We start from the raw sequence: 22,579 nt of genomic DNA, 5'->3' as shown, positions 1-22,579 counted from the left end.
GAGTGAATAAAAAAGATGATAGTTGATACTCGAAAGAAGTTAATAAGTGAGTGGGGAGCTGAGGGAATTACGTATTTTGAAGAATCTATATGGAGTTCTTCAATTATGCATTCTGATTTACCTAGAGTTCGAGACTTTTTAAAAGTTAATAATTTTAAGTATTTTGATATTAGTATTGTTAGACCACAAGATGATTCAATAGAGAGGATGAAATTTAGAACTCATTATAGTGAAGATGGTCAATGCTTTAGTACTAATTATGGAATCACCGTTCCAAAGAATAGTAATAATTTAAAACTAACTATTGGGTTAGAAGGTGAAGTAAAAAATCAAGAATGTCAGGATAAGACACTTTATATAATTAATAGCTTAAGAATTATATTTGGAATCCCTATAGCTCGTGAATTGATGCAAGTAAGTAATTTTGATTCAAAAAATTATGATGTAGCGGGTCATCATTCGGAGCTAGGTTATGCTTCTAAATTTGATATTCAAGATTTAAATTTGTATGAGAGTATAGAATATTGTCAATTACGTGAATTACCAGTTGATGCTTTAATTTTATTAGATAAAGCTTTTCAACAAAGATTTCCAGATGAACGTTTTATTTTAATGTGGGTTGCTTTTGAAGCAATTATTAATTCTCTGCCTAATTTGAAAATGAATGGTAATAAACGTCAAAAGTATTTTCAAGAAGAGTTGGCTTCAGAAATTGTGAACAAAGAAATTATAAGGTTACGTGACTTTAGACATATTGTTTTCAAAGAAGCTAAGTTTGAAGAAGCTAAGGTAGAGGAAATTAATTGGTCATTATATATGGCAATACAATTAGCAATGCTGAGTGATTGTCCACAAAGACAAGCTTTTTTAAATGGATATGAACAATATATCTTGAGTAGATCATAACTTCTCAATATATTGAATTAGAGCCGATACATCATCCGTTTGCAATTGCTCACGTATCTTTAAAAACTGCTTTTCATCTAAATCATACAACTTTAGAGAAAGCAGTTTTTCTATATCTTCCTCAGGAAAACGGTACTTAATAACTTTCGCAGGTACGCCACCTACAACGGCATAAGGAGGCACATCCTTCGTGACTACAGCACCAGTCGCAACTACAGCACCTTCACCAAGTTTCACACCTTGCATAATCATGGCACGAGAACCAATCCAACAACCATCGCCAATAACAGTGTCACCCGCAGGTACAAAACTACGCGTATCAAAGGGAAAAGCCGAAATCCAATCTGTACGGTGTAACTGATTACCGCCCATCATAATCACGCATTCCGCCCCAAAACACACGAAATTGCCAATATAAAGCTGATCAATTGGCTTCTCAGGCGTAGAAGGCTTGTCATGCAAATAACGCACAACACAACGCTCAAAACCCCGATCCCAATAAGCAGAATAATAAGAATAGTTTCCCTTAATGTGAATATTCGGGTTTTTCACAGTTTTAGAAATAAATTCGAATTCACACCAATGCTTAACAGGGGAATTAATTAAAGATTCAGCCATAAGAGCAATCAAAGAACAAGCGTAACGCCATTATAGCCGAAGTTAACTCAAATGCTTAAAGGCTTCAATTGCACGCATACGACTGCTTTTTAAATCTACAATCGGCTTTGGATAATCCAATTTTAGTTGTGGATTTTTCGCATAAGGTTCATGAATTTGTTTCGCATCTAAATGTGAAATTTCAGGTATCCATAAACGAATATAATCTCCATTTTCGTCAAACTTTTGCGACTGACTTACAGGGTTGAAAATACGGAAATACGGTGCAGCATCTGTTCCTGTAGATGCACACCACTGCCATCCACCATTATTGGCAGCCAAATCACCATCAATTAAATGCTGCATAAACCACGCCTCGCCTAAGCGCCAATCTATAAGTAAATTTTTACTTAAAAACATCGCGCAAATCATACGAACACGATTATGCATCCAACCTGTGGCAAGCAGTTGTCGCATGCCTGCATCTACAATTGGAATGCCTGTTTGACCCTGTTGCCAAGCGTGTAAATCTTCAGGAGCATTGCGCCATACAATGCGTTGAGTGTCTAATTTAAATGGTAAGTTTTTCGATACGCGAGGGTAGTCGAATAAAATATGCTGATAAAACTCACGCCAAAGTAATTCATCTAACCAAATTTGTTGTCCATTGTTTTCAAATTCCATATAGCCGTGACTGTGGCGAAACAAAGCTTGTAAACATTGGCGAATAGAAAGAATGCCAATATTTAAATAAGCTGCAAGTTTGCTTGTGCTATTTAAATTCGGGAAATCTCGTTCTGTATGATAATGCTCAACTTGGTTTGCAATAAACTCATCTAAAAGCTCCCAAGCATGATGCTCACCAATTTGCCAAAGATTTTGTGTATTTTCGCTGATTACTTTTTCTTCTGAATCTGGGTAAATATCACTAAATATTGGAACTTCTTTTGCAAAGTCTTTGTGCTGTGGAATTGCATTTTGAACCTCAATAGTGGGATAGCACTGTGGCAAACTTATGCTGAGTTTTTCGTAGCATTGCTTTTTAAATGCCCCAAACACTTGATAGGGCAATTCACTTTTATTACGAATGCTTCCAACAGGGGAAATAGTTCGGTCATGATATAACTCAAAACGAATATTATTTTTTTCTAATAGATTTTGAATTTGAGCATCACGTTTAAGTTCATTGACACCTAACTCAATATTGGCATGAATAGCTTGAATATTATGATGTTGGCATAAGCTTAATAGTTTATTTGGAATGTCTTTCCATAATGGAATAGTTAAAATAATAAGAGGAATATTTTTTTGCTGAAGTGCAATTTTTAATTGTTGTAACTGTCTAAGGTAAAAATCAATTTTAATATCGGCATCGTTATGCAGTTTCCATTGTTCTGGAGATAAAACAACAAGGGCAATACATGAGCCTGCCTGATGCGCTTGCCACAGTGCAGCATGATCATGAATGCGTAAATCTTGTTTAAACCAAATAAGTTGCATATTTAATTTTAAAATTTGAAATATTAGGTCTTAAATCATATACATTTCTTGTGATTTTTCCGTGAACTTTCTAGAAAAAATAATAAAAAACCCCTCAAAAGAGGGGCTTTAAGATGAATGCTTTATAAATTAAAGATATTCAACTTTTACAATTTCGTATTCAACTTCACCTTGTGGAGTTGCAATTTTTACGTCGTCGCCTTCATTTTTACCTAAAAGACCACGAGCAATTGGTGAGTTCACAGAAATCTTATTAATTTTGAAGTCAGCTTCATCATCGCCTACAATTTTGTAAGTTTTTTGCTCTTCAGTATCTAAGTTTTCAATAGTTACAGTCACACCAAAAACAACACGGCCATTTTGCTCAAGTGTTTTTACGTCAATTTCTTGAGCTGCACCTAATTTGCCTTCGATGTCTTGAATACGACCTTCACAGAAACCTTGCTGTTCACGGGCAGCGTGATATTCAGCATTTTCTTTTAAATCCCCATGTTCACGTGCTTCAGCAATTGCTGCAATAATACGTGGACGATCAACACTTTTAAGTTGCTGTAATTCTTTCTCTAGGGCAATTTTGCCTTCAGGAGTCATAGGATAACGTTGCATTGTTGTCCCTCAAGTTCGTAAGAAAAATTAGATCAATAAAAACATTGATCTACAAATGAAAAAAATCCCGCCACCAAGAGGTAGCGGGACTTCTTGGTAACTTAATTAACCTTTAGTAAGGTCTTGCAAGCGGTAAACATCCATTGGTAATTGGATTGCTAAAGCTTGGCATACTGCTTCTGCACCATTCAAAGTAGTTGTGTTATACACTTTACCTTGAAGCGCTGAACGACGGATCGAGAAAGAATCTTCTTGCGCTTTTTTACCTTCAGTCGTGTTAATAACAAGGTGGATTTCGCCGTTTTTAATACGGTCCACAATGTTAGGACGACCTTCAGTAACCTTGTTCACGCGTTCACACTCAAGACCAGCTTCGCTGATTACTTTAAATGTACCATCGGTTGCAAGAATCTTGAAGCCTAAAGCGATAAGTTGTTTAGCAATACCTACAGCACGTGGTTTATCAGATTCACGTACAGAGATGAATGCATGTTTCACTTCGCCTTCAGTTGGTAAGCCTGGTAAACGTTCGTTAGCACCAAGTACAGCTTTATAGAATGCTTCGCCGAAAGATTTACCAACACCCATTACTTCGCCTGTAGATTTCATTTCAGGCCCAAGAATAGGGTCAACACCAGGGAATTTGTTGAATGGGAACACTGCTTCTTTTACAGAGAAGTGTTCAGGAATAATCTCTGATGTGAATCCTTGAGACACAAGAGATTGACCCGCCATACAACGTGCAGCAACTTTCGCTAAAGATTCGCCAATACATTTCGATACGAATGGAACAGTACGAGATGCACGTGGGTTCACTTCAAGAATATAAACGTCATCGCCTTTAACTGCAAACTGAACGTTCATTAAACCAATTACGCCAAGCTCTTTTGCCATAGCAACAGTTTGACGACGCATTTCATCCTGAACTTCTTTAGATAAAGAGTAAGGAGGAATTGAACATGCAGAGTCACCAGAGTGAATACCTGCTTGTTCGATGTGCTGCATAATACCGCCAATAACAACGTCTTTACCGTCAGATACGCAGTCTACGTCAACTTCAATTGCGTCATCTAAGAAACGGTCAAGAAGAACAGGCGCTTCGTTTGATGCTTGAACAGCATCACGTAAGTAGCGTTTTAATTCTTCATCGTTGTAAACGATTTCCATCGCGCGACCACCAAGTACGTAAGATGGACGTACAACAAGTGGGTAGCCTACTTTAGATGCTTCAGCCATACCTTCTTCAGCAGATTTTACAATGCTGTTGTTTGGTTGACGAAGTTGTAGACGTTGAATCATTTGTTGGAAACGTTCACGGTCTTCTGCACGGTCAATTGCGTCAGGTGATGTACCGATAATTGGTGCACCCGCTTCTTCTAAAGCACGAGCCAATTTAAGAGGAGTTTGACCACCGTACTGAACGATAATGCCTTTAGGCTTCTCAATACGTACGATTTCAAGCACATCTTCCAACGTAATTGGTTCGAAGTACAAACGATCTGATGTGTCGTAGTCTGTAGAAACAGTTTCAGGGTTACAGTTAACCATAATTGTTTCGTAGCCATCTTCACGCATTGCAAGGGCAGCGTGTACACAGCAGTAATCGAATTCGATACCTTGACCAATACGGTTAGGACCACCGCCAATTACCATGATTTTGTCTTTGCTAGACGGATTCGCTTCACATTCATCATCGTAAGTAGAGTACATGTACGCTGTATCAGATTCGAATTCAGCTGCACATGTATCAACACGTTTGTAAACTGGAGTTACACCCAAGTTCCAACGGTGTTTACGGAATTGCTTTTGCGAAATACCCATTAAGTTCGCAATACGAAGGTCAGATAAACCTTTGCGTTTGAACGAACGGATATTGTCTGCATTTAAATCGCCAAAACCTAAAGTCTTAATTTGATTTTCAGTTTTGATGATGTCTTCAATTTGAATCAAGAACCATTTGTCGATGTTTGTTGCAGCAAATACTTCGTCTAGTGTGAAACCGTGACGGAATGCATCACCCACGTACCAAATACGCTCAGGACCTGGAACTTTAAGTTCTTGAAGAATTTTTTCTTTCGCGCCTTCAGTGCCCACTTCGATTTTTTCATCAAAGCCACAAGCACCCACTTCAAGACCACGAAGTGCTTTTTGCATAGACTCTTGGAAGTTACGACCAATTGCCATTACTTCACCCACAGATTTCATCTGTGTTGTTAAAGTTGCGTCAGCTTGTGGGAATTTCTCGAAGTTGAAACGAGGAATCTTCGTTACTACGTAGTCAATTGCAGGTTCGAACGAAGCAGGAGTTGTACCGCCAGTGATGTCATTTTTCAATTCATCAAGCGTGTAACCAACAGCTAATTTCGCAGCAATTTTCGCAATAGGGAAGCCAGTAGCTTTAGATGCTAAAGCAGATGAACGTGATACACGAGGGTTCATCTCAATAACAACCATACGACCAGTTTTCGGGCAAATACCGAACTGAACGTTAGAACCACCAGTTTCAACACCAATTTCACGAAGTACAGCTAAAGATGCATTACGTAGTAATTGGAATTCTTTATCTGTAAGTGTTTGAGCAGGCGCAACAGTGATTGAGTCACCCGTGTGCACGCCCATTGGGTCGAAGTTTTCAATTGTACATACAATGATACAGTTGTCGTTTTTGTCACGAACAACTTCCATTTCGTACTCTTTCCAACCAATTAAAGATTCATCAATCAATAATTGTTTAGTTGGAGAAAGATCGAAACCGCGTTCACAAATTTCAATGAATTCTTCTTTGTTATAAGCGATACCGCCACCTGAACCACCCATCGTGAATGATGGACGAATGATTACAGGGAAGCCGAAGCGTGCTTGAATTTCTAAAGCTTCTTCCATTGATTCTGCAATGTCAGCTTTTGGACATTCAAGACCAATTTTACGCATTGCTTGGTCGAATAATTTACGATCTTCAGCTTTTTCAATCGCTTCTTTCGTAGCACCAATCAATTCAACATTGTATTTTTCTAAAATGCCGTGCTCATCAAGTGCAAGGGCACAGTTCAATGCTGTTTGACCACCCATTGTCGGTAGAACCGCATCTGGACGCTCTTTTTCAATGATTGCTGCAACAGTCTGCCAAGTGATTGGCTCGATGTAAGTTGCGTCTGCCATTGTCGGGTCAGTCATGATTGTCGCAGGGTTAGAGTTTACCAAAATTACACGGTAACCTTCTTCACGAAGCGCTTTACATGCTTGTGCACCTGAGTAGTCAAACTCACATGCTTGACCAATAACAATTGGACCAGCACCAAGAATTAAGATGCTTTTAATGTCTGTACGTTTAGCCATGATGCTTCCTTAATTACTTCTTAGATGCTTCGATAAGTTCGATGAAATGATCGAACAATGGTGCGCAGTCATGTGGACCAGGGCTTGCTTCAGGGTGACCTTGGAAACTGAACGCAGGTTTGTCTGTACGATGAATCCCTTGAAGAGTTTGATCGAACAAAGACTTGTGCGTAGCTTTCAAGTTTGCAGGTAATGTATCGAAATCAACTGCGAAGCCATGGTTTTGCGAAGTAATCATCACTGTGCCAGTTTCAATGTTCTGTACAGGATGGTTTGCACCATGATGACCATGAGGCATTTTTACAGTTTTAGCACCAGATGCTAAAGCTAGAATTTGATGACCCAAGCAAATACCAAAAACTGGTACGTTACGAGCATCTTCAACAATTGTTTTTACAGCTTCAATTGCGTAGTCACATGCAGCAGGATCGCCAGGACCGTTCGATAAGAACACGCCATCTGGATTCAGTGCAAGCACGTCAGCAGCAGGAGTTTGTGCAGGAACAACAGTCAATTTACAACCGCGGTCTGCAAGCATACGTAAGATGTTGGTTTTGACACCGTAATCGTATGCAACAACATGGAATTTAGCTTCAGGCTGAGAGAAACCTTGACCAAGTGTCCAAGAACCTTCAGTCCATTCGAAACCTTCAGGATCACAGCACTCTTTTGCAAGATCTAAACCGTTTAAACCACCAAATGCACGAGCTTTTTCTAAAGCTTCTTCTGCCGTGATATTTTCGCCAGCAAGGATGCAACCATTCTGCGCGCCTTTATCACGTAAAATACGTGTAAGTTTACGGGTGTCGATATCTGCAATTGCTACAACATTATGTTGTTCTAAGTATTCACCTAAAGATTGTGTAGCTCGGAAGTTACTGTGCAATAAAGGAAGGTCACGAATAATTAAACCGTTAGCCCATACTTTATGAATTCGACCTGACTCAGCATCTTCATCATTGCAACCAGTGTTACCAATATGCGGATAAGTTAAAGTCACAAGTTGTTGTGCATAACTTGGGTCAGTCAAAATTTCTTGATAGCCAGTCATGGCAGTGTTAAAAACGACTTCACCAGTCGTACTACCCGATGCGCCAATAGAAGTACCTTTAAAGATAGTTCCGTCGGCAAGGGCTAAAATTGCTGGGGTGCTCAAACCAAAGCTCCTGAAATTTAGGCTGTAAAAAAGCGAGAAGACGAAAAAAAAGGAAGGCTATTTTTTAAACCTACCCTCCTATGTCTGCTCGCTTGAACTTAACACGGCATTATACGGACAACACTGCCAAAAGTCCATTCTATTTATTGTGAATAAGTAAGATAAATCACTTGCAATTTGAGTATTGGTTTATTTCTTAAGCTTGTACTGAAAAACTAAGCAATTAATAATTGTTAAACAAATCAAAACTTAAATTTTATCAAATTTGAAAAATCACATAATAAATAAGATGTAACTTTGGGTGATGTTGTTGACCATAATGCAACAGAAAGGGGTTGCTTCAAATGAGCTTTAAAACGCAGGTTGGGGTGATATTGGGCTGCTTGAAAGTTTTTTGGTTAAGATAAAAAATAAGCAATTTAGTTTAATGTTTTATTAAACATGAGCCTAACTAAACCAAACGTTAAAATTGAATATGAATCTAATTTTTTTAATTGTGAAAATGATTGAGCAAAGTGATGAAGTGATTTTAAGAAAAAGTACTTTGATGTAATTAATAAGTCGTTCTTTATTTATGATTGTAAGAAGAGGGTAGGGTTAATTTAAAGGTTGAAACTTTTAAAAAGGGAAATTTCAGATATAAAAAAAGCAAAAGGTAAATGCCTTTTGCTTTTTTCACTTTTAAAACTGATGTAGCCAATCTCGTTTATTGTGGAAATCGGCACTTGGGCTACTATGCTGCATTGCATAATATTGATGACCTTGAGTTGTATTTAACACAGCGGTTAAACCAATAAACAAGTCATCCCATTTCAGTTTATGTTTCAACATAAATTCAGTCAGATCTAAACTTACATTTAAACCATAATGGGTGCGTTTAAGTTGATTAAGCTCGATGTCTTCAGCAACTTGAGGAGGCATATCCTCTGGATAGCGATATTCTTCGAATTGATAAGCTTGCCATGCTTGAGAAGGGGAAAGGTTAATTTCACGATAGAAATCTTCACCTTTAACGCCTATAAAAACCTCATAGCATGTATTTTCCCAAAGGAAATCAACACGAGGATTCGCAGAAACTAGCTCTGGCCATTGAACATATTGGTTAGGATCACGTAACCAAAAGCCAACATTTAAGCCAAATGGACTTTGTTGTTCAATTGCGCCAACTAGGGCGATTGCCTGAAAGCGGCGATCAAAAGCACTAAGGTCATAACTTGCCATAAGTTAAATATTAATTACCTAAATGTGCGTGACGAACAAGATTAGAAAGCTTTTGGTTTTGTTTTGCAGCTTTTTTATAAAGTAATGCAATTTTACCAATAGTTTGTACAATTTCAGATCCTGAAACTTCTGAAAGTTCTGTAATTAAAGCAGAACGCGCTTCGCGATCTTCAGCAACTACTTTAACTTTAATAAGTTCATGATCATTTAAAGCACGGTTTAGCTCTTCAATTACGCTTTCTGATAAGCCTTTATCACCAATCATTACAACTGGGTTTAAAGCATGTCCAATTTGACGTAAACGCTTACGTTCCTGAATTGATAAAGCCGCCATAAAAATAACCTAAATTAAAAAACGCCTTAGTATAACAAATTGCACAATCAATCGCTGAAAATTCTGAAGTTGAATACACATTTATTCAGAAGCTAATTTTCCTTATAAAGAGGAGGAAAATGGTTTTTAATTTAATAAGCATCATATATTTAGTCTAAGTTGGTTAAAGTTTTACATCTAAAATTTGTTAAAGTTTCAAATAATCATCAAGTTATAAACTTTCAAATAAGCGATCTACACGATTGAAAAAAACAAAAATAAAGACGATATTTAGATACAGATGAATACTGCATGACAGATTATTTTCACGTACAATGAATATTAAGAAGATTTAATTTATTAGAGAGTTATGGCTACACGCATTACCAACCAAAAGTTATCTAAAAGTAGTCGTGATTGGATGAGAGAGCATTTAGACGACCCATTTGTGAAAAGAGCGCAAAAGGAAGGCTATCGTGCTCGTGCAGCTTATAAGCTTCTAGAAATGCAAGAAAAATATAAGCTCATAAAACCAGGTATGGTGGTTGTCGATTTAGGTGCTGCTCCAGGAAGTTGGTCGCAAATTGCAGGTAAATTAGTTGGAAGCAAGGGTATTGTAATTGCATCTGATATTTTAGAAATGGATGCATTACCCGACGTAACCTTCCTGCAAGGTGACTTCCGAGAAGAAGCTGTCTTTGAAGAATTGTTAAAAATTTTAGATGGGCGACAAGTAGACGTTGTAATTTCGGATATGGCCCCCAATACATCAGGTAATAAGGCTGTTGATCAACCGCGTCAAATTTACTTATGTGAACTAGCCCTAGATTTTGCCAATAAAGTATTGGGACCGAAAGGTCAATTTGTGGTAAAAGTTTTCCAAGGGATCGGTTTTGATGAATTCCGTAAGCAAGTTGTCGATAGTTTTAAAGTGTTAAAAACATCGAAACCTGCTGCTTCTCGTGCTCGTTCAAAAGAAGTTTTCTTAATTGGACAAGGGCTAAAAAAAGCATCTAAGTAAAGTTTACTTGCCAAGTCCTTAAAAATTGTGCATTTTGTACCTTTTTAATGATTTATATAGCTGGTTGTCAGCGTTTTGAAATAAAAGGTCACCCAATTGGGCATGATCAAATTAGATTGATATGGGAATAAAGCTTTGAGCGATCTTTTCAAGAATGCCGTATTGTGGTTGATTATACTTGGTGTGCTGATTCTTATTTTCAGTAACATTAATGGCGATGAAAAACCAACATCATTGAACTATTCAGAGTTCGTGGCGGCGGTGAATGCTGGTCAAATTAAACAAGTTACAATTGATGGCGAAAGAATTAATGGTGAGAAAGTAAATGGCTCATCATTCGAAAGTATTCGTCCGGCAGTTCAAGATCCTGAACTTATGCCGAACTTGATTAAAAACAACGTTGCTGTTGAAGGTACTGCACCTCAGCGTCAAGGTTTGTTGATGCAGCTTCTTATTGCGAGTTTCCCTGTACTTTTAATCATTTTGTTATTCATGTTCTTTATGCGCAACATGGGTGGCGGTGCAGGTGGTAAAAACGGCCCAATGAGTTTTGGTAAATCTAAAGCGAAAATGCTTTCAGAAGACCAAATCAAAGTAACATTTACAGATGTTGCTGGTTGTGATGAAGCTAAACAAGAAGTTGTTGAAATTGTAGATTTCTTAAAAGACCCATCAAAATTCAAGCGTTTAGGTGCAACAATTCCTAAAGGCGTATTGATGGTTGGTCCTCCGGGTACGGGTAAAACTTTACTTGCTAAAGCAATTGCTGGTGAAGCGAAAGTTCCATTCTTTAGTATTTCTGGTTCTGACTTCGTTGAAATGTTTGTTGGTGTGGGTGCGTCTCGTGTACGTGACATGTTCGAACAAGCAAAACGCCATGCGCCATGTATCATCTTCATTGATGAGATTGATGCAGTTGGTCGTCATCGTGGTTCAGGTACAGGTGGTGGTAATGATGAGCGTGAGCAAACATTAAACCAAATGCTTGTAGAAATGGACGGTTTTGAAGGCAATGAAGGTATTATTGTTATTGCTGCAACTAACCGTGCCGATGTATTAGATAAAGCATTACTTCGTCCGGGTCGTTTTGACCGTCAAGTAATGGTGAGCTTGCCAGACATTAAAGGTCGTGAACAAATTTTAAATGTTCACTTGAAAAAACTACCTTCAACGGCTGGTGTAGATGTTCAAGTTCTTGCGCGTGGTACGCCTGGTTTCTCTGGTGCGCAATTGGCAAACCTTGTAAACGAAGCTGCATTATTTGCTGCACGTCGTAACAAGAATACTGTCGATATGCATGACTTTGAAGATGCAAAAGACAAGCTTTATATGGGGCCAGAACGTAAATCGATGGTGATTCGTGAAGAAGAACGTCGCGCTACGGCTTACCATGAAGCGGGTCATGCAATTGTTGCTGAAATTTTACCGGGCACAGACCCTGTTCATAAAGTAACAATTATGCCGCGCGGTTGGGCTTTAGGTGTAACTTGGCAGTTACCTGAACATGATCAAACAAGCCATTACAAAGATAAGATGTTGAATGAACTTTCGATTCTTTTTGGTGGTCGTATTGCTGAAGAAGTATTCATTAACCAAATGTCGACAGGTGCTTCGAATGACTTTGAGCGTGCAACAAAAATGGCACGTGCAATGGTTACGAAGTACGGCATGTCAGACAAAATGGGCGTAATGGTTTACGAAGATGATTCTCAGCAATCATTCATGGGTAGTATTGGTAGTCGTACGATTTCTGAAACAACTCAACTTGAAGTTGATCGTGAAGTTCGTCGTATTTTAGATGAGCAATATAAGGTTGCGCGTGACATCTTGGAAAATAACAAAGATATCGCACACGCAATGGTTAAAGCGCTTATGGAATGGGAAACGATTGATCGTGATCAAATCCGTGACATTATGGAAGGTCGTGAACCTCAGCCACCAAAAGTTTATGTTGCAGACAACCCTGTGGTTGACGTAACTCCAACAGATGGTCCTGCGACACCTCCGCCATTACCAACTTTGCCAAATGCTTAATTAAGTTATTTAAAAAAGAGTCTCAATTGAGGCTCTTTTTTTATGCATGCTATTTTGAAAAGAATTTAGCAACTATAATTTAAGACTTGTTAGAATGTATTCAGCGTTTATTTAGGAAAAAAGTATGCAGCTCGTTGCTTTGCCAGAACATATTTTACAGTGTGGTAATTTAAGTTTAGATTTATCAAAACCACATGTAATGGGCATATTAAATGTGACACCAGATTCTTTTAGTGATGGTGGTTTGCATAATGGTAAAGATGAAGCTGTAGCGCGTGCTTTACAAATGATTGCGGAAGGTGCAACCGTTATTGATGTTGGTGGTGAATCTACACGTCCAGGCGCATCTGTAGTTGCTGTGGAAGAAGAGGTAGCACGTGTTGTGCCTGTGGTAAAAGAACTCGCAAAACATAATGTTGTGATTTCAATTGATACATCAGAACCCGAAGTGATTAAAGCTGCAGTAAGAGCGGGTGCGCATATTTGGAATGATGTACGTGCGCTTACACGTCCAAAAGCTTTGGAAACAGCGGCAAGTTTAGATATTCCTGTCATTATTATGCATATGCGTGGCGAACCGACCACAATGAATAATTTAGATCAATATAACGATGTCACACTCGATGTAATTTCAGAGTTAAAGGAACGTGTAAATGATGCTTTAAATGCAGGTGTTAGATCTGAAAATATTATGATTGATCCTGGCTTTGGCTTTGCAAAAAATGCTCAGCAAAATTTAAAGCTTTTAAATGAATTTTATAAATTACAGGAAATGGGTTATCCAATACTTTCGGCTTTATCGCGTAAACGCTTTATTGGTGAAGCGGTAGGTGAGTTTGATGCACAAAAACGGGTGGTTGGTTCTGTGGCTGCACATTTAATTTCTGTGCAACAGGGCGCATCTATGGTGCGTGTACATGATGTAAAAGCAACGTGTGATGCGTTAAAAGTTTGGCAAGCGATGCAAGTCGTTTAAATTGATATAATAGTGGTATTTTTATTTAGATTTGGTTAAACGGGCGAGTATGTGGTATATAAGCTCGGTTTTCTGAAATGCTATAAGTTTGAGCTGTATTATGTTGAATGATTTACTTCTCCCAATGTTTGATGATGAATATTATCCAGATGTACTGGTTGCTGAAGTGAGAGAAAGCATTAAAAAATTTGCGAAGAAAGTTGCTAAGTCAAACTTAAGTGAAAATGATATTTATCATTTTGCTCAAGAAACCATTACAGAAATTAATAAAATGAAACCTCAGTTTGAAGATTTAGATTCATCTTTAGATGATACTGCGGCAGATTATATAGCTGAGGCTATGATGATGGTGGTTCAAGATCAAGGCTATATGGATATTGAGATGGAAGAGTTGGTTGCCACCCGTGAATGGTAATTAAAAATAAACCCTGCATTTGCAGGGTTTATGTTTTTAGAAGTGTAATAATTGCAGATATAAAATTTGGGTGAAGTATTTGCTTTGAGAGCTTTTGTTCTTCAAGCATACATTTATTGTATAAATCTAAATAATAGTGTGTTGGTTGTGCTGAGTTATTTTTAGTTTGTTGAAAAGCCCAAAATGCCATTTGACGAATTTTGTGTAAGCGCACTATTTCTAAACGTGGGGTGTTTTTATATAGAGGCTCAATAAAAATAACGACATAACCAAAAAAAGAGAATAATACCAAGCTTGGAAAATACAGGTGTGGACTATCTAATATGAAGTAGTTTAATACGAAGAGAATAATGATAAGGATTTGTATATATAAAGCATTTTGAAGTCTTTGAGCGTAAAATTTCGAACAGTGTTTTGCTTGTTGTTGAATCCAAAACTGAAATGGAAATTGAATAAAAGCAAATAAAATAGTAGATAACGTAAGTGCTTGGAGAATATCAAATCGAAAAGTATCAGATATAAGTATTGCAAAACCTAAGCAAAGCATAACTGTGCTAATTGCAGTTAAAAAAATGATGGCAAAATTGATGATATGAAATGAGTGGTAAAAAGGAAGTTTTAATTGGGCAAAATGCAAAGGTTGAAAAAAAGCTTCAGGATGGCGTTGTTGTAATTCTTTTAAATTAAAATGATTAGACATAAAAATTAATACTAGCACTAAATTTTAGACATAAAAAAACCAGCATATAGCTGGAAATTTTATTGCACCATTTTTCTATAGTAGAAGAATGGTGCCCGAGGCCAGACTCGAACTGGCACGCTTTGTGGGCGGGGGATTTTAAATCCCCTGTGTCTACCGATTTCACCACTCGGGCATGTGCGCAATAATAGAGGACGAAATAAAACTTGGCAAGTGTATTTCTAATCAATTGCTTTCTTTTCAATCAAATAATTGCGTTATGGTTGAAAAATATAAAATAACAGAAGATTTAACCCGTTTTATACGTAATTGTTAGAATTTTATGATTATATTGTCGATGTAAAATACTCGCTTTTATAATGGTAATTTATAAACTCTAGGTTTACATGCGTTGTTGTTTGAATTTCTATAAATTTTAAATGAGGAAAATATGAAAAAGTATCTCATTTTATTTTTATTGAGTTGCTATAGCTTTGTATTGAATGCAGCAGAAGAAAATATAAAAGTAGAAGAAACAAAAGAAACGATATTTGAAGTGCAAGAAAAGGAAAAAAAAAATTTAGAGAAATATGATGAAGAGCAAAGAGATTATAGTTTTATAAATAATAATTTCTACGAAGATGAGGTTGTGCGTGTATATAACAATACAGCATATAGTTTTGATGGTGCCCAAAATAAATTTATGGCAGGGCAAACACACGATGTAGGAGTAGATGATTTTGCTGTTTCTTTTGGTTATGGAATGGAATTTAAATTAGATCCAGTTAATAAAGTGGGCTATGAGTATGTTTCAAGCTTTCCTTATGATCGAGGACAAATGGTTCGTTTTTTTTGGTCTAAACGGTTTTAATATATTAGCTTTAAATTAAAAGGCTTAAGCACATGAAAATTCCTGAAGTAAATAACAAACCAAGTACTACTTTTTTGAATTGAGTGTCTGAAATTTTATAAAATAATTTAGCACCAAAAATAGCAGGAATGCTGACACTAAAAACAAGAATTGCAAGATAGGGGATATGTTCGCTTTGTATATTTCCTTTAATTAAATAAGCAGTCATTGCAGAAAGCTGAATTGAGAAATTGAAGTGACGCATAATGTAGCGTTGTTTATCTTTATTTAAATTTTTGAGCATGACCCATGCAGAAGGCACTGCACCACTAAAACCGCCTAATCCTCCTAAAACTCCACCAATAAAGCCAATACAGCTATCTGCTAATTTTCCTGCATTTTTTATGATGGAAAATTGAGGATTAAACAGCATTAAGGGACTCCAAATAATTAAAAATACACCCAATACAAGTTTGAATATTTCAGGTTGTATTAAGTCGAGTAGCCATGTACCAATAGGAACACCAATTAAGCCTGCTAAAATATAAGGTAGAACTAAAGATTTATTAAATTTATAGATTTTCTTTTCGCTAGATAGTGAAATCATATGACTCCACAACGAAGCAAAGACCACTAATGGTGCTGCGAGTTGAGGTGCTAATACCCAAACCCAGAAGGACATGGCGACTAAGCCAAAGGCGAAGCCTGTTAAGCCTTGTACAAAGCCAGCAATTACAGAACCAATGATAAAAATAAGCCAAGTCATAAAATTAACAGCATAATTATTTGGCTTAATTTTAATCCATCTTATTTAAATTATTAGTTTTAAATTGAATTTTGTTATTTCTATTAAAGATATGTTTTGCATAATATGAGCAAAATATGAATGAATTTCTACATAAATAAAACAACCAATCCCCGATCTATTCATGTGTGTATTTCATAATTTGGAAATAGAATTTTAGGGTTTTTCACATGATTAAAAAAATAATATTGTTATCGGCACTTGGGTTTTCTTTAACAGGCTGTGTAATGGCACCTTATGATGACCGCCCTCATTATTCAGGTGGTTACAACTCCTATGATCGACCTCATTGGAATAATGGTGCGACTCATCGACCTAATTATAGACCGAACTATCGACCAAATGATCGTCCTCATCAGCAGAAGCCTAAGCCTCATCAAACCAAACCTAATTTTCAGGGCAACAAACCGCCAGTGTATCGTCCGCCTGTGAATAGACCATCGCTTAATCGTCCTTCTGAACACAAGCCAAATCACCAAGGTCAAAAACCATCGCAGCACAAACCAAATCATAAGCCAAATGACAAACCAAATCATTCAGGGCAAAAACCAAGTGTAAATAAACCAAGCTTGAATTCGAATTATCCTAGACAGCAAGGTTTACCAAATGCGCAAAGACCACTTCGACCATCGGTATAAAAAAAGGATGCTTAAGCATCCTTTTTTCTTTTAATTTTTATGATCACTTCTTCTGATATAAGCCCGCACGAACGGTACCAGCTTTGGTATTTTTAATTTGAATCCAGCTTGATGGAATTTTTAACTGTGATAAATCACGGTCAGCTTCAATATAAATAAAGCCATCATTTTTTATTAAAGGATCTGCAAGTACTGCTAATTCTTCCCATAAATCTAAGCTATATGGGGGATCTAAAAAAACCACATCAAATTGATCTTTTAATGTTGGTAAGGTTTGCTGTGCAGTTGCAATTTTAAGCTTTGCACGTTGATTGGTTACTTTCAAAAGTTCTAAATTATCTTTTAAAAATTTAGCTTGTTGAGCATTTGGTTCAATCATAACTATTTGGCTTGCACCACGTGATAAGGCTTCAAAAGCAAGTGCGCCAGAACCTGCACAAATATCTAAAACATTGGTGTTTTGAATGTCCCACATGAGCCAGTTAAATAAGGTTTCGCGAACACGGTCGGGTGTAGGGCGTAAGCCTTCAATACTTGCAAAAGGGAGTTGGCGACGTTTCCATTCGCCACCAATAATACGTAATTGGTTTTTCATATCTTAGAGTTACTCTTCACTTTCAACTTGTGAGGCTGCTTGTGAATTGGTTGGACGATTATTGGGTTCTGGTAATGTAGTCGCTGTAGGCATATTTACATTAGCATTGCTTGCAGAAGTATTTGTGTTGTTATTACCACTTGGTAATTCACTTGGTTTAATACCTGCTGTCATTAGACCACCACTCATTTGTGTTGCGGCAGGCTTAATTGGGTTCTTTTTACGGCTTAGAATCCAATAGTCGAATAACGGTTTTGCAAGCTGAGCAGCAGAACCACCATGACGACCATTTTCCCAAACAACAGCAACCGCAATTTGTGGGTTTTCGGCAGGAGCAAAACCTACGAATAAGCCGTGGTCTAGTTGGCGTTCTGTAAGTAGGGCTTCGTTGTATTTTTTACCTTGTGCGATACTTTTAACTTGGGCTGTACCTGTTTTACCTGCAATATCATAAAACGGTGTACGAATACCTCTACCTGTACCTGTGTTAATTACATCTACCATGGCTTCACGCATTTTCACCCAATCTTCAGGTTTTCCATTGAATGGAATAACGCCATCTGTTGAATTGTGAACTTTATGCTCTTTTGCGCCTTTACTTTCACGAAGTACGTGAGGCGTAATGTGAGCACCTTTGTTAGATGTAATTGCTGTTGCCATAGCAAGTTGTAATGGTGTTGCAGTAAAGGCACCTTGACCAATACTTACGGAGATGGTTTCTCCGCGTAACCATTTGCTATTACGTGTGCGAAGTTTCCATTCTGGGCTGGGATATAAACCTGAACTTTCGCTTGGTAAGTCGATACCTGTTTTTTCGCCAAAGCCAAATTGACGCATCCATTCATTCATTTTTTCAATACCCATACGGTACGAAAGGACATAGAAGAATGTATCGCAAGAAACGACTTGTGCTGTATGCATGTTTACAACGCCATGACCTGTTTTCTTGTGATCACGGAATCGATGGCTGTCGCCAGGAAGGGTAAAGTAACCATGATCTTGAATGGCAGTTTGCCAATCGATTAGACCGTAGTGAATGCCACCTAAACCAAACATTGGTTTAATTGTAGAGCCGGGTGGATAAGTACCTTGAACAGCACGGTTGTATAAAGGTTGATCTAAATTATCACGTAGTTCTGAATAATCTTTTGTGCTAATACCTGTAACAAATAAATTAGGATTAAAACTGGGGCTAGAAACTAAAGCTAGAATTTCACCTGTATTTGGGTCTAATGCAACAATTGCACCACGTCGACCTGCGAGTTGTTCACTTGCAACTGTTTGTAAGCCATAGTCGAGAGAAAGGAATAAATCATTACCACGAATAGGGTCTTTACGTCCTAAATGGCGTAAGACATTACCATGCGCATCGGCTTCAATAGATTCATTGCCGGGTAAGCCATGTAGTAAGTCTTCGTAGTATTTCTCTACGCCAATTTTCCCAATTAAGTTCGTGCCTGCGTAGGCATCTTTATCAATAGATTTTAATTCTTTATCGTTAATACGACCGACATAACCAATTACATGGGCAAAAAGCTCACCATGTGGGTAATAACGGGTCATTTGGGTTTCAATATTTACACCGGGAAATTGAAATTTAACTTCACTAAAGCGAGCAATATCTGTCTCATTTAAATTGAGTTTAATTACGACACGTTCAGTTTTACGAGAAACTTTAATACGGCTTTTGAAGCGGTCGATATCTTCTTGAGTAAGTTCTAAAATTGGCGTTAAACGCTCAATTGTATCGTCAATATCATCAATATCGGCGCGGCTTAAAGTTGCAGAAAAAACAGGGTAGTTATCTGCTAAAAGCACCCCATTACGGTCATAAATATAACCACGAGCAGGTGCTAAAGGCTGAAGACGAATACGGTTTTTATCAGAAGCTGTTGCAAACTCATCGAAGCTGAAAATTTGTAAATATGCGTAGCGAGAAATAAGTAATAAAAGAAAAAAAGTAACAACACCTACAGAAACCAGAACACGATTGCGAAATATGCGCTTTTCTTGCTGAACATTTTTTAAAGGAAAGTTCTGTTTCATACGCAGTGTACTTAGGTTTGTGGGTTGAATGATTTTGATGCTTATTCTAACTCAACTCAAGTGTATTTGTGAAAGAAGCAGATCTATTTAAAAATAAAAATATGAAGCGACGAAATTGACTTAAGCGACACAAATTTACAGAAATGAGGTCTATAGAGTTATGAGTAATTCTGATACATTTCTGATGTAAATATTACTGTTTTTATTTAAAGAACAAGCATAAGCAAGTTGTTGTTGAAAATATGCGTGACAACTTTTGGCTGAATAATGAAAAAACAGCTATAATATCAATACTTATATAAGTTTTATCTCATTTAAATATAAAACTCACTTAAATAAGCAAAGCTTACGGAGGTTCGAGTTAATTTGTTTTAATGAATAATAAGTTTATTTTTAAATTGCTTAGCAAAAGGGTGCAGTTAAAGATTTTAAATACAAATTTCTAATATTGTTCTAGAACGCAAATAGACAAAATAGAACAATTACTAGAGCTTTAAAATCTTGCAAATAGAAAGATATATGGAATTCATGCATGCTTGAGTACATCAATCAGTTGTGGCAAACATTTTTGCAACGTTCAGATTTCTGGGCGGTGCTTAGTATTATTCCTGTCACAGCATTTGTAACTTGGGCGCATGTATGGATGGCACTTAAAATGGTGTTTTTCCCCATTCATTTTTGGGGATTTCATGTCGGTTCTATTCCTGTTGGTTGGCAGGGAATTGTGCCACGTAAAGCAGGGCGTATTTCAGGTATTATTACAGACAACACATTGTCTAAATTAGGTTCATTGCAGGAATTTTTAGATGCAATGGATCCTAAATATATGGCGCACATTATTGGTCAGCAAGTTGGTCATGAACTTGAATACTTAATTGATGAAGTCATGATGGAGCGTAATGCCATACTTTGGGAAAATATGCCTTATGCCATTAAGCGCCGTATTTATGCTCAAGCCAATAAGCAATTACCCGGTGTTTTAGAAGATTTAGTTGTCGATTTGACTTTAAATGTAGAGTCACTTGTAGATATGCGTGAAATGGTCGTAAGTCAAATGGAAAATGACCGCCATTTAATGGTTCGCATGTTTTTAAAAGTTGGACAAAAAGAAATTAATTTCATTTGGCATATCAGTGCTTTAATTGGAATTGTCTTTGGTGTTTTTCAAATGATTGTATGGTTCGTGATACCATGGCATTGGACAGTACCTTTTTGGGCATCTGTATGGGGTTTTTTAACGAATTGGATTGCAATTTGGATGGTATTTAATCCACTTGAAGCGCATTATGTTCGTTACCCTCAATTTTTTGAAAGAACTAAAAATCGTAAATTTCCTTGGATTAAACCTGTCATTCCTCGTATAGGGGCGTATAATATTCAGGGTGCTTTTATGAAGCGCCAAGATGAAGTATCGGATGTGTTTGCAAAAGTCGTAACAGAAGAGCTCATTACCTTAAAAACGATTATGTCTGAAATGATGTATGGTGGGAAAAAAGAAAAAACTCGCCGTATTGTGAAACGACATATTAACGAAATTATGGAAACGCCTTTAGTTCGTACGACTTTACAGATTTCTTTAGGGCCTAAAGAATACGCAAGACTCAAGACTGACTTGATAGATCGCTCAATTGAAATTACGATGGTTCCTATAAGTGACCCAGAATTCAATGCGAGTCGTGCACAAAAAATCTTTCAAATGTTTCGAGATCGTATTCGAGAGTTAACACCAAAAGAATTTCAAAATTTATTACGTCCTGCATTTCAGGAAGACGAATGGATTTTGATTATATTGGGTGGTGTAACTGGATTTGTTGCTGGTTTAATACATTTATTTGTGGCTTTTTTATAATTCGATGCTGAGCCATATAACGAAACGTTGAGTTTGTTATAAGCAATGCATCATGTTCATTGTTAAATGAGGATGTTTTTTATGCGCATTATTTTACTAGGACCACCTGGAGCAGGCAAGGGTACTCAGGCTCAGTTGATCTGTAAGCGCTACAATGTCCCACAAATTTCAACCGGTGATATGCTCCGTGCTGCAATTCGTGAAGGTACTGAATTAGGTCTAAAAGCTAAAAGCGTAATGGACAATGGCGGTCTTGTTTCTGATGAGCTTATCATTGGTCTTGTAAAAGAGCGTATTGCTCAACCAGATTGCGTGAATGGCTGTATTTTTGATGGTTTCCCACGTACGATTCCTCAAGCTGAAGCTTTGGAACAAGAAGGCATTAATATCGATCACGTGATTGAAATTGATGTTCCAGATGAAGAGATTGTTCAACGTCTTTCAGGTCGTCGTCAACATGCTGCATCTGGTCGCGTTTATCACATCGTTTACAACCCACCTAAAGTGGAAGGTAAAGATGATGAAACTGGTGAAGATCTTATTCAACGTCCAGATGACCAAGAAGATACAATTCGTCGTCGTTTAGGTTCATATCATACAGAAACAGAACAACTTGTTGGTTTCTACCAAGGTCGTGCTGCTTCTGGTGAAAATGCACCAACTTACAATAAATTAAATGGTCTACGTCCAATCGAAGAAGTTCAAACTGATTTGTTCGCGATTTTAGATCAATCAAAATAATTTAGATTTTTAAAATTCTAATTGTTTTGACAAGAAAAGAGTCCTAAGTCATATTGGGGCTCTTTTTTATTGTTATAACTTTTGAGGACACGATTTTGCTAAAAGTTGGTTTAATCATCTTAGTGATTGCATGTTTGGCAATGCTTTTAGGCTTGTTATATGTGAGCTTTAAAATATTACGTGAAACGCAAAAGAAAGAAGCTTTATTGAAAAAAGATCAAGCAACACAATATCAAATTCATCCAAAGCTAAAAGCAGAATTGGATGCGAAAAAAAAGAATGAAGAATGATTAAA

General features: G+C 37.2%; 21 protein-coding genes and 1 tRNA gene. 10 read left to right on the top strand and 12 right to left on the bottom strand.

Going from position 1 to position 22,579, the window contains the following annotated elements; genetic code table 11:
* Positions 1 to 15: 15 nt before the first annotated feature.
* Positions 16 to 906, top strand: a complete 891-nt coding sequence (locus MZO21_RS09000; protein ID WP_154773251.1) for a hypothetical protein — start codon at positions 16 to 18, stop codon at positions 904 to 906.
* Here MZO21_RS09000 and MZO21_RS08995 read toward each other — a convergent pair.
* The 7 genes from MZO21_RS08995 to yhbY form a co-directional block, all read right to left on the bottom strand.
* Positions 901 to 1,524: a CatB-related O-acetyltransferase gene (locus MZO21_RS08995; protein ID WP_154773252.1), complete on the bottom strand. Its 624-nt coding sequence runs from the start codon at positions 1,522 to 1,524 to the stop codon at positions 901 to 903. The genes MZO21_RS09000 and MZO21_RS08995 overlap by 6 nt on opposite strands.
* A gap of 42 nt (positions 1,525 to 1,566) precedes the next feature.
* A complete protein-coding gene (locus MZO21_RS08990) occupies positions 1,567 to 3,003 on the bottom strand; it encodes a cryptochrome/photolyase family protein (RefSeq protein ID WP_154773253.1) in 1,437 nt (478 codons plus the stop codon).
* Positions 3,004 to 3,132: 129 nt separating this feature from the next.
* Complete coding sequence (greA, locus tag MZO21_RS08985) at positions 3,133 to 3,609, bottom strand: transcription elongation factor GreA (RefSeq protein ID WP_154773254.1); 477 nt, start codon at positions 3,607 to 3,609, stop codon at positions 3,133 to 3,135.
* A gap of 105 nt (positions 3,610 to 3,714) precedes the next feature.
* Complete coding sequence (gene carB, locus MZO21_RS08980; protein ID WP_154773255.1) at positions 3,715 to 6,945, bottom strand: carbamoyl-phosphate synthase large subunit; 3,231 nt, start codon at positions 6,943 to 6,945, stop codon at positions 3,715 to 3,717.
* 13 nt (positions 6,946 to 6,958) lie between these two features.
* Positions 6,959 to 8,101, bottom strand: coding sequence for a glutamine-hydrolyzing carbamoyl-phosphate synthase small subunit (carA, locus tag MZO21_RS08975; protein WP_154773256.1), 1,143 nt, complete (start codon positions 8,099 to 8,101; stop codon positions 6,959 to 6,961).
* Between the two features lie 681 nt (positions 8,102 to 8,782).
* Complete coding sequence (locus tag MZO21_RS08970) at positions 8,783 to 9,322, bottom strand: DOMON-like domain-containing protein (RefSeq protein ID WP_248101806.1); 540 nt, start codon at positions 9,320 to 9,322, stop codon at positions 8,783 to 8,785.
* Positions 9,323 to 9,332: 10 nt separating this feature from the next.
* Positions 9,333 to 9,656 carry a ribosome assembly RNA-binding protein YhbY gene (gene yhbY, locus MZO21_RS08965; RefSeq protein ID WP_154773258.1) on the bottom strand — a complete coding sequence of 108 codons (324 nt, stop codon included), beginning with the start codon at positions 9,654 to 9,656 and terminating at the stop codon, positions 9,333 to 9,335.
* A gap of 349 nt (positions 9,657 to 10,005) precedes the next feature.
* Here yhbY and rlmE point away from each other — a divergent pair, with 349 nt between their 5' ends.
* The 4 genes from rlmE (at position 10,006) to MZO21_RS08945 (ending at position 14,081) form a co-directional block, all read left to right on the top strand.
* The gene (gene rlmE, locus MZO21_RS08960; RefSeq protein WP_154773259.1) at positions 10,006 to 10,656 is read left to right on the top strand and encodes a 23S rRNA (uridine(2552)-2'-O)-methyltransferase RlmE; all 651 of its coding nucleotides are present in this window, start codon (positions 10,006 to 10,008) and stop codon (positions 10,654 to 10,656) included.
* Positions 10,657 to 10,791: 135 nt separating this feature from the next.
* Entirely contained in the window at positions 10,792 to 12,690 is a 1,899-nt protein-coding gene (gene ftsH / locus MZO21_RS08955; RefSeq protein ID WP_154773260.1) for an ATP-dependent zinc metalloprotease FtsH, read from the top strand.
* A 124-nt stretch (positions 12,691 to 12,814) separates the two neighbouring features.
* Positions 12,815 to 13,666, top strand: a complete 852-nt coding sequence (gene folP, locus MZO21_RS08950; protein ID WP_154773261.1) for a dihydropteroate synthase — start codon at positions 12,815 to 12,817, stop codon at positions 13,664 to 13,666.
* A gap of 100 nt (positions 13,667 to 13,766) precedes the next feature.
* On the top strand, positions 13,767 to 14,081 hold the full coding sequence (locus MZO21_RS08945; protein ID WP_154773262.1) for a DUF5713 family protein: 315 nt from the start codon (positions 13,767 to 13,769) through the stop codon (positions 14,079 to 14,081).
* 28 nt (positions 14,082 to 14,109) lie between these two features.
* Here the strand turns inward: MZO21_RS08945 and MZO21_RS08940 are convergent, their stop codons facing one another.
* Both MZO21_RS08940 and MZO21_RS08935 read right to left on the bottom strand, forming a co-directional pair.
* A complete protein-coding gene (locus MZO21_RS08940) occupies positions 14,110 to 14,781 on the bottom strand; it encodes a hypothetical protein (protein WP_154773263.1) in 672 nt (223 codons plus the stop codon).
* 89 nt (positions 14,782 to 14,870) lie between these two features.
* Positions 14,871 to 14,956: transfer RNA gene (locus MZO21_RS08935), tRNA-Leu, on the bottom strand.
* Positions 14,957 to 15,211: 255 nt separating this feature from the next.
* Between MZO21_RS08935 and MZO21_RS08930 the strand changes: the two genes are divergently transcribed.
* Entirely contained in the window at positions 15,212 to 15,631 is a 420-nt protein-coding gene (locus MZO21_RS08930; protein ID WP_216071080.1) for a hypothetical protein, read from the top strand.
* A gap of 10 nt (positions 15,632 to 15,641) precedes the next feature.
* Here MZO21_RS08930 and MZO21_RS08925 read toward each other — a convergent pair whose 3' ends face one another.
* Positions 15,642 to 16,376, bottom strand: a complete 735-nt coding sequence (locus MZO21_RS08925) for a sulfite exporter TauE/SafE family protein (RefSeq protein ID WP_154773264.1) — start codon at positions 16,374 to 16,376, stop codon at positions 15,642 to 15,644.
* Positions 16,377 to 16,585: 209 nt separating this feature from the next.
* On the opposite strand from MZO21_RS08925, the gene MZO21_RS08920 reads away from it, so the two are divergent.
* The gene (locus MZO21_RS08920; protein WP_154773265.1) at positions 16,586 to 17,053 is read left to right on the top strand and encodes a hypothetical protein; all 468 of its coding nucleotides are present in this window, start codon (positions 16,586 to 16,588) and stop codon (positions 17,051 to 17,053) included.
* 43 nt (positions 17,054 to 17,096) lie between these two features.
* On the opposite strand, the gene rsmD is transcribed toward MZO21_RS08920, so the two are convergent.
* Positions 17,097 to 17,648 carry a 16S rRNA (guanine(966)-N(2))-methyltransferase RsmD gene (rsmD, locus tag MZO21_RS08915; protein WP_154773266.1) on the bottom strand — a complete coding sequence of 184 codons (552 nt, stop codon included), beginning with the start codon at positions 17,646 to 17,648 and terminating at the stop codon, positions 17,097 to 17,099.
* A gap of 9 nt (positions 17,649 to 17,657) precedes the next feature.
* Positions 17,658 to 19,694: a penicillin-binding protein 2 gene (mrdA, locus tag MZO21_RS08910; protein WP_154773267.1), complete on the bottom strand. Its 2,037-nt coding sequence runs from the start codon at positions 19,692 to 19,694 to the stop codon at positions 17,658 to 17,660.
* Positions 19,695 to 20,226: 532 nt separating this feature from the next.
* On the opposite strand from mrdA, the gene MZO21_RS08905 reads away from it, so the two are divergent.
* The 3 genes from MZO21_RS08905 (at position 20,227) to MZO21_RS08895 (ending at position 22,574) form a co-directional block, all read left to right on the top strand.
* Positions 20,227 to 21,543 carry a hypothetical protein gene (locus MZO21_RS08905; RefSeq protein WP_154773268.1) on the top strand — a complete coding sequence of 439 codons (1,317 nt, stop codon included), beginning with the start codon at positions 20,227 to 20,229 and terminating at the stop codon, positions 21,541 to 21,543.
* 81 nt (positions 21,544 to 21,624) lie between these two features.
* On the top strand, positions 21,625 to 22,284 hold the full coding sequence (gene adk, locus MZO21_RS08900) for an adenylate kinase (protein ID WP_154773269.1): 660 nt from the start codon (positions 21,625 to 21,627) through the stop codon (positions 22,282 to 22,284).
* A gap of 95 nt (positions 22,285 to 22,379) precedes the next feature.
* Positions 22,380 to 22,574, top strand: a complete 195-nt coding sequence (locus MZO21_RS08895; RefSeq protein WP_154773270.1) for a hypothetical protein — start codon at positions 22,380 to 22,382, stop codon at positions 22,572 to 22,574.
* Positions 22,575 to 22,579 lie beyond the last annotated feature (5 nt).

This window comes from Acinetobacter portensis (assembly GCF_023158935.1).
Taxonomy (GTDB): domain Bacteria; phylum Pseudomonadota; class Gammaproteobacteria; order Pseudomonadales; family Moraxellaceae; genus Acinetobacter; species Acinetobacter faecalis.
This window is presented reverse-complemented; position numbering and strand designations above follow the sequence as displayed.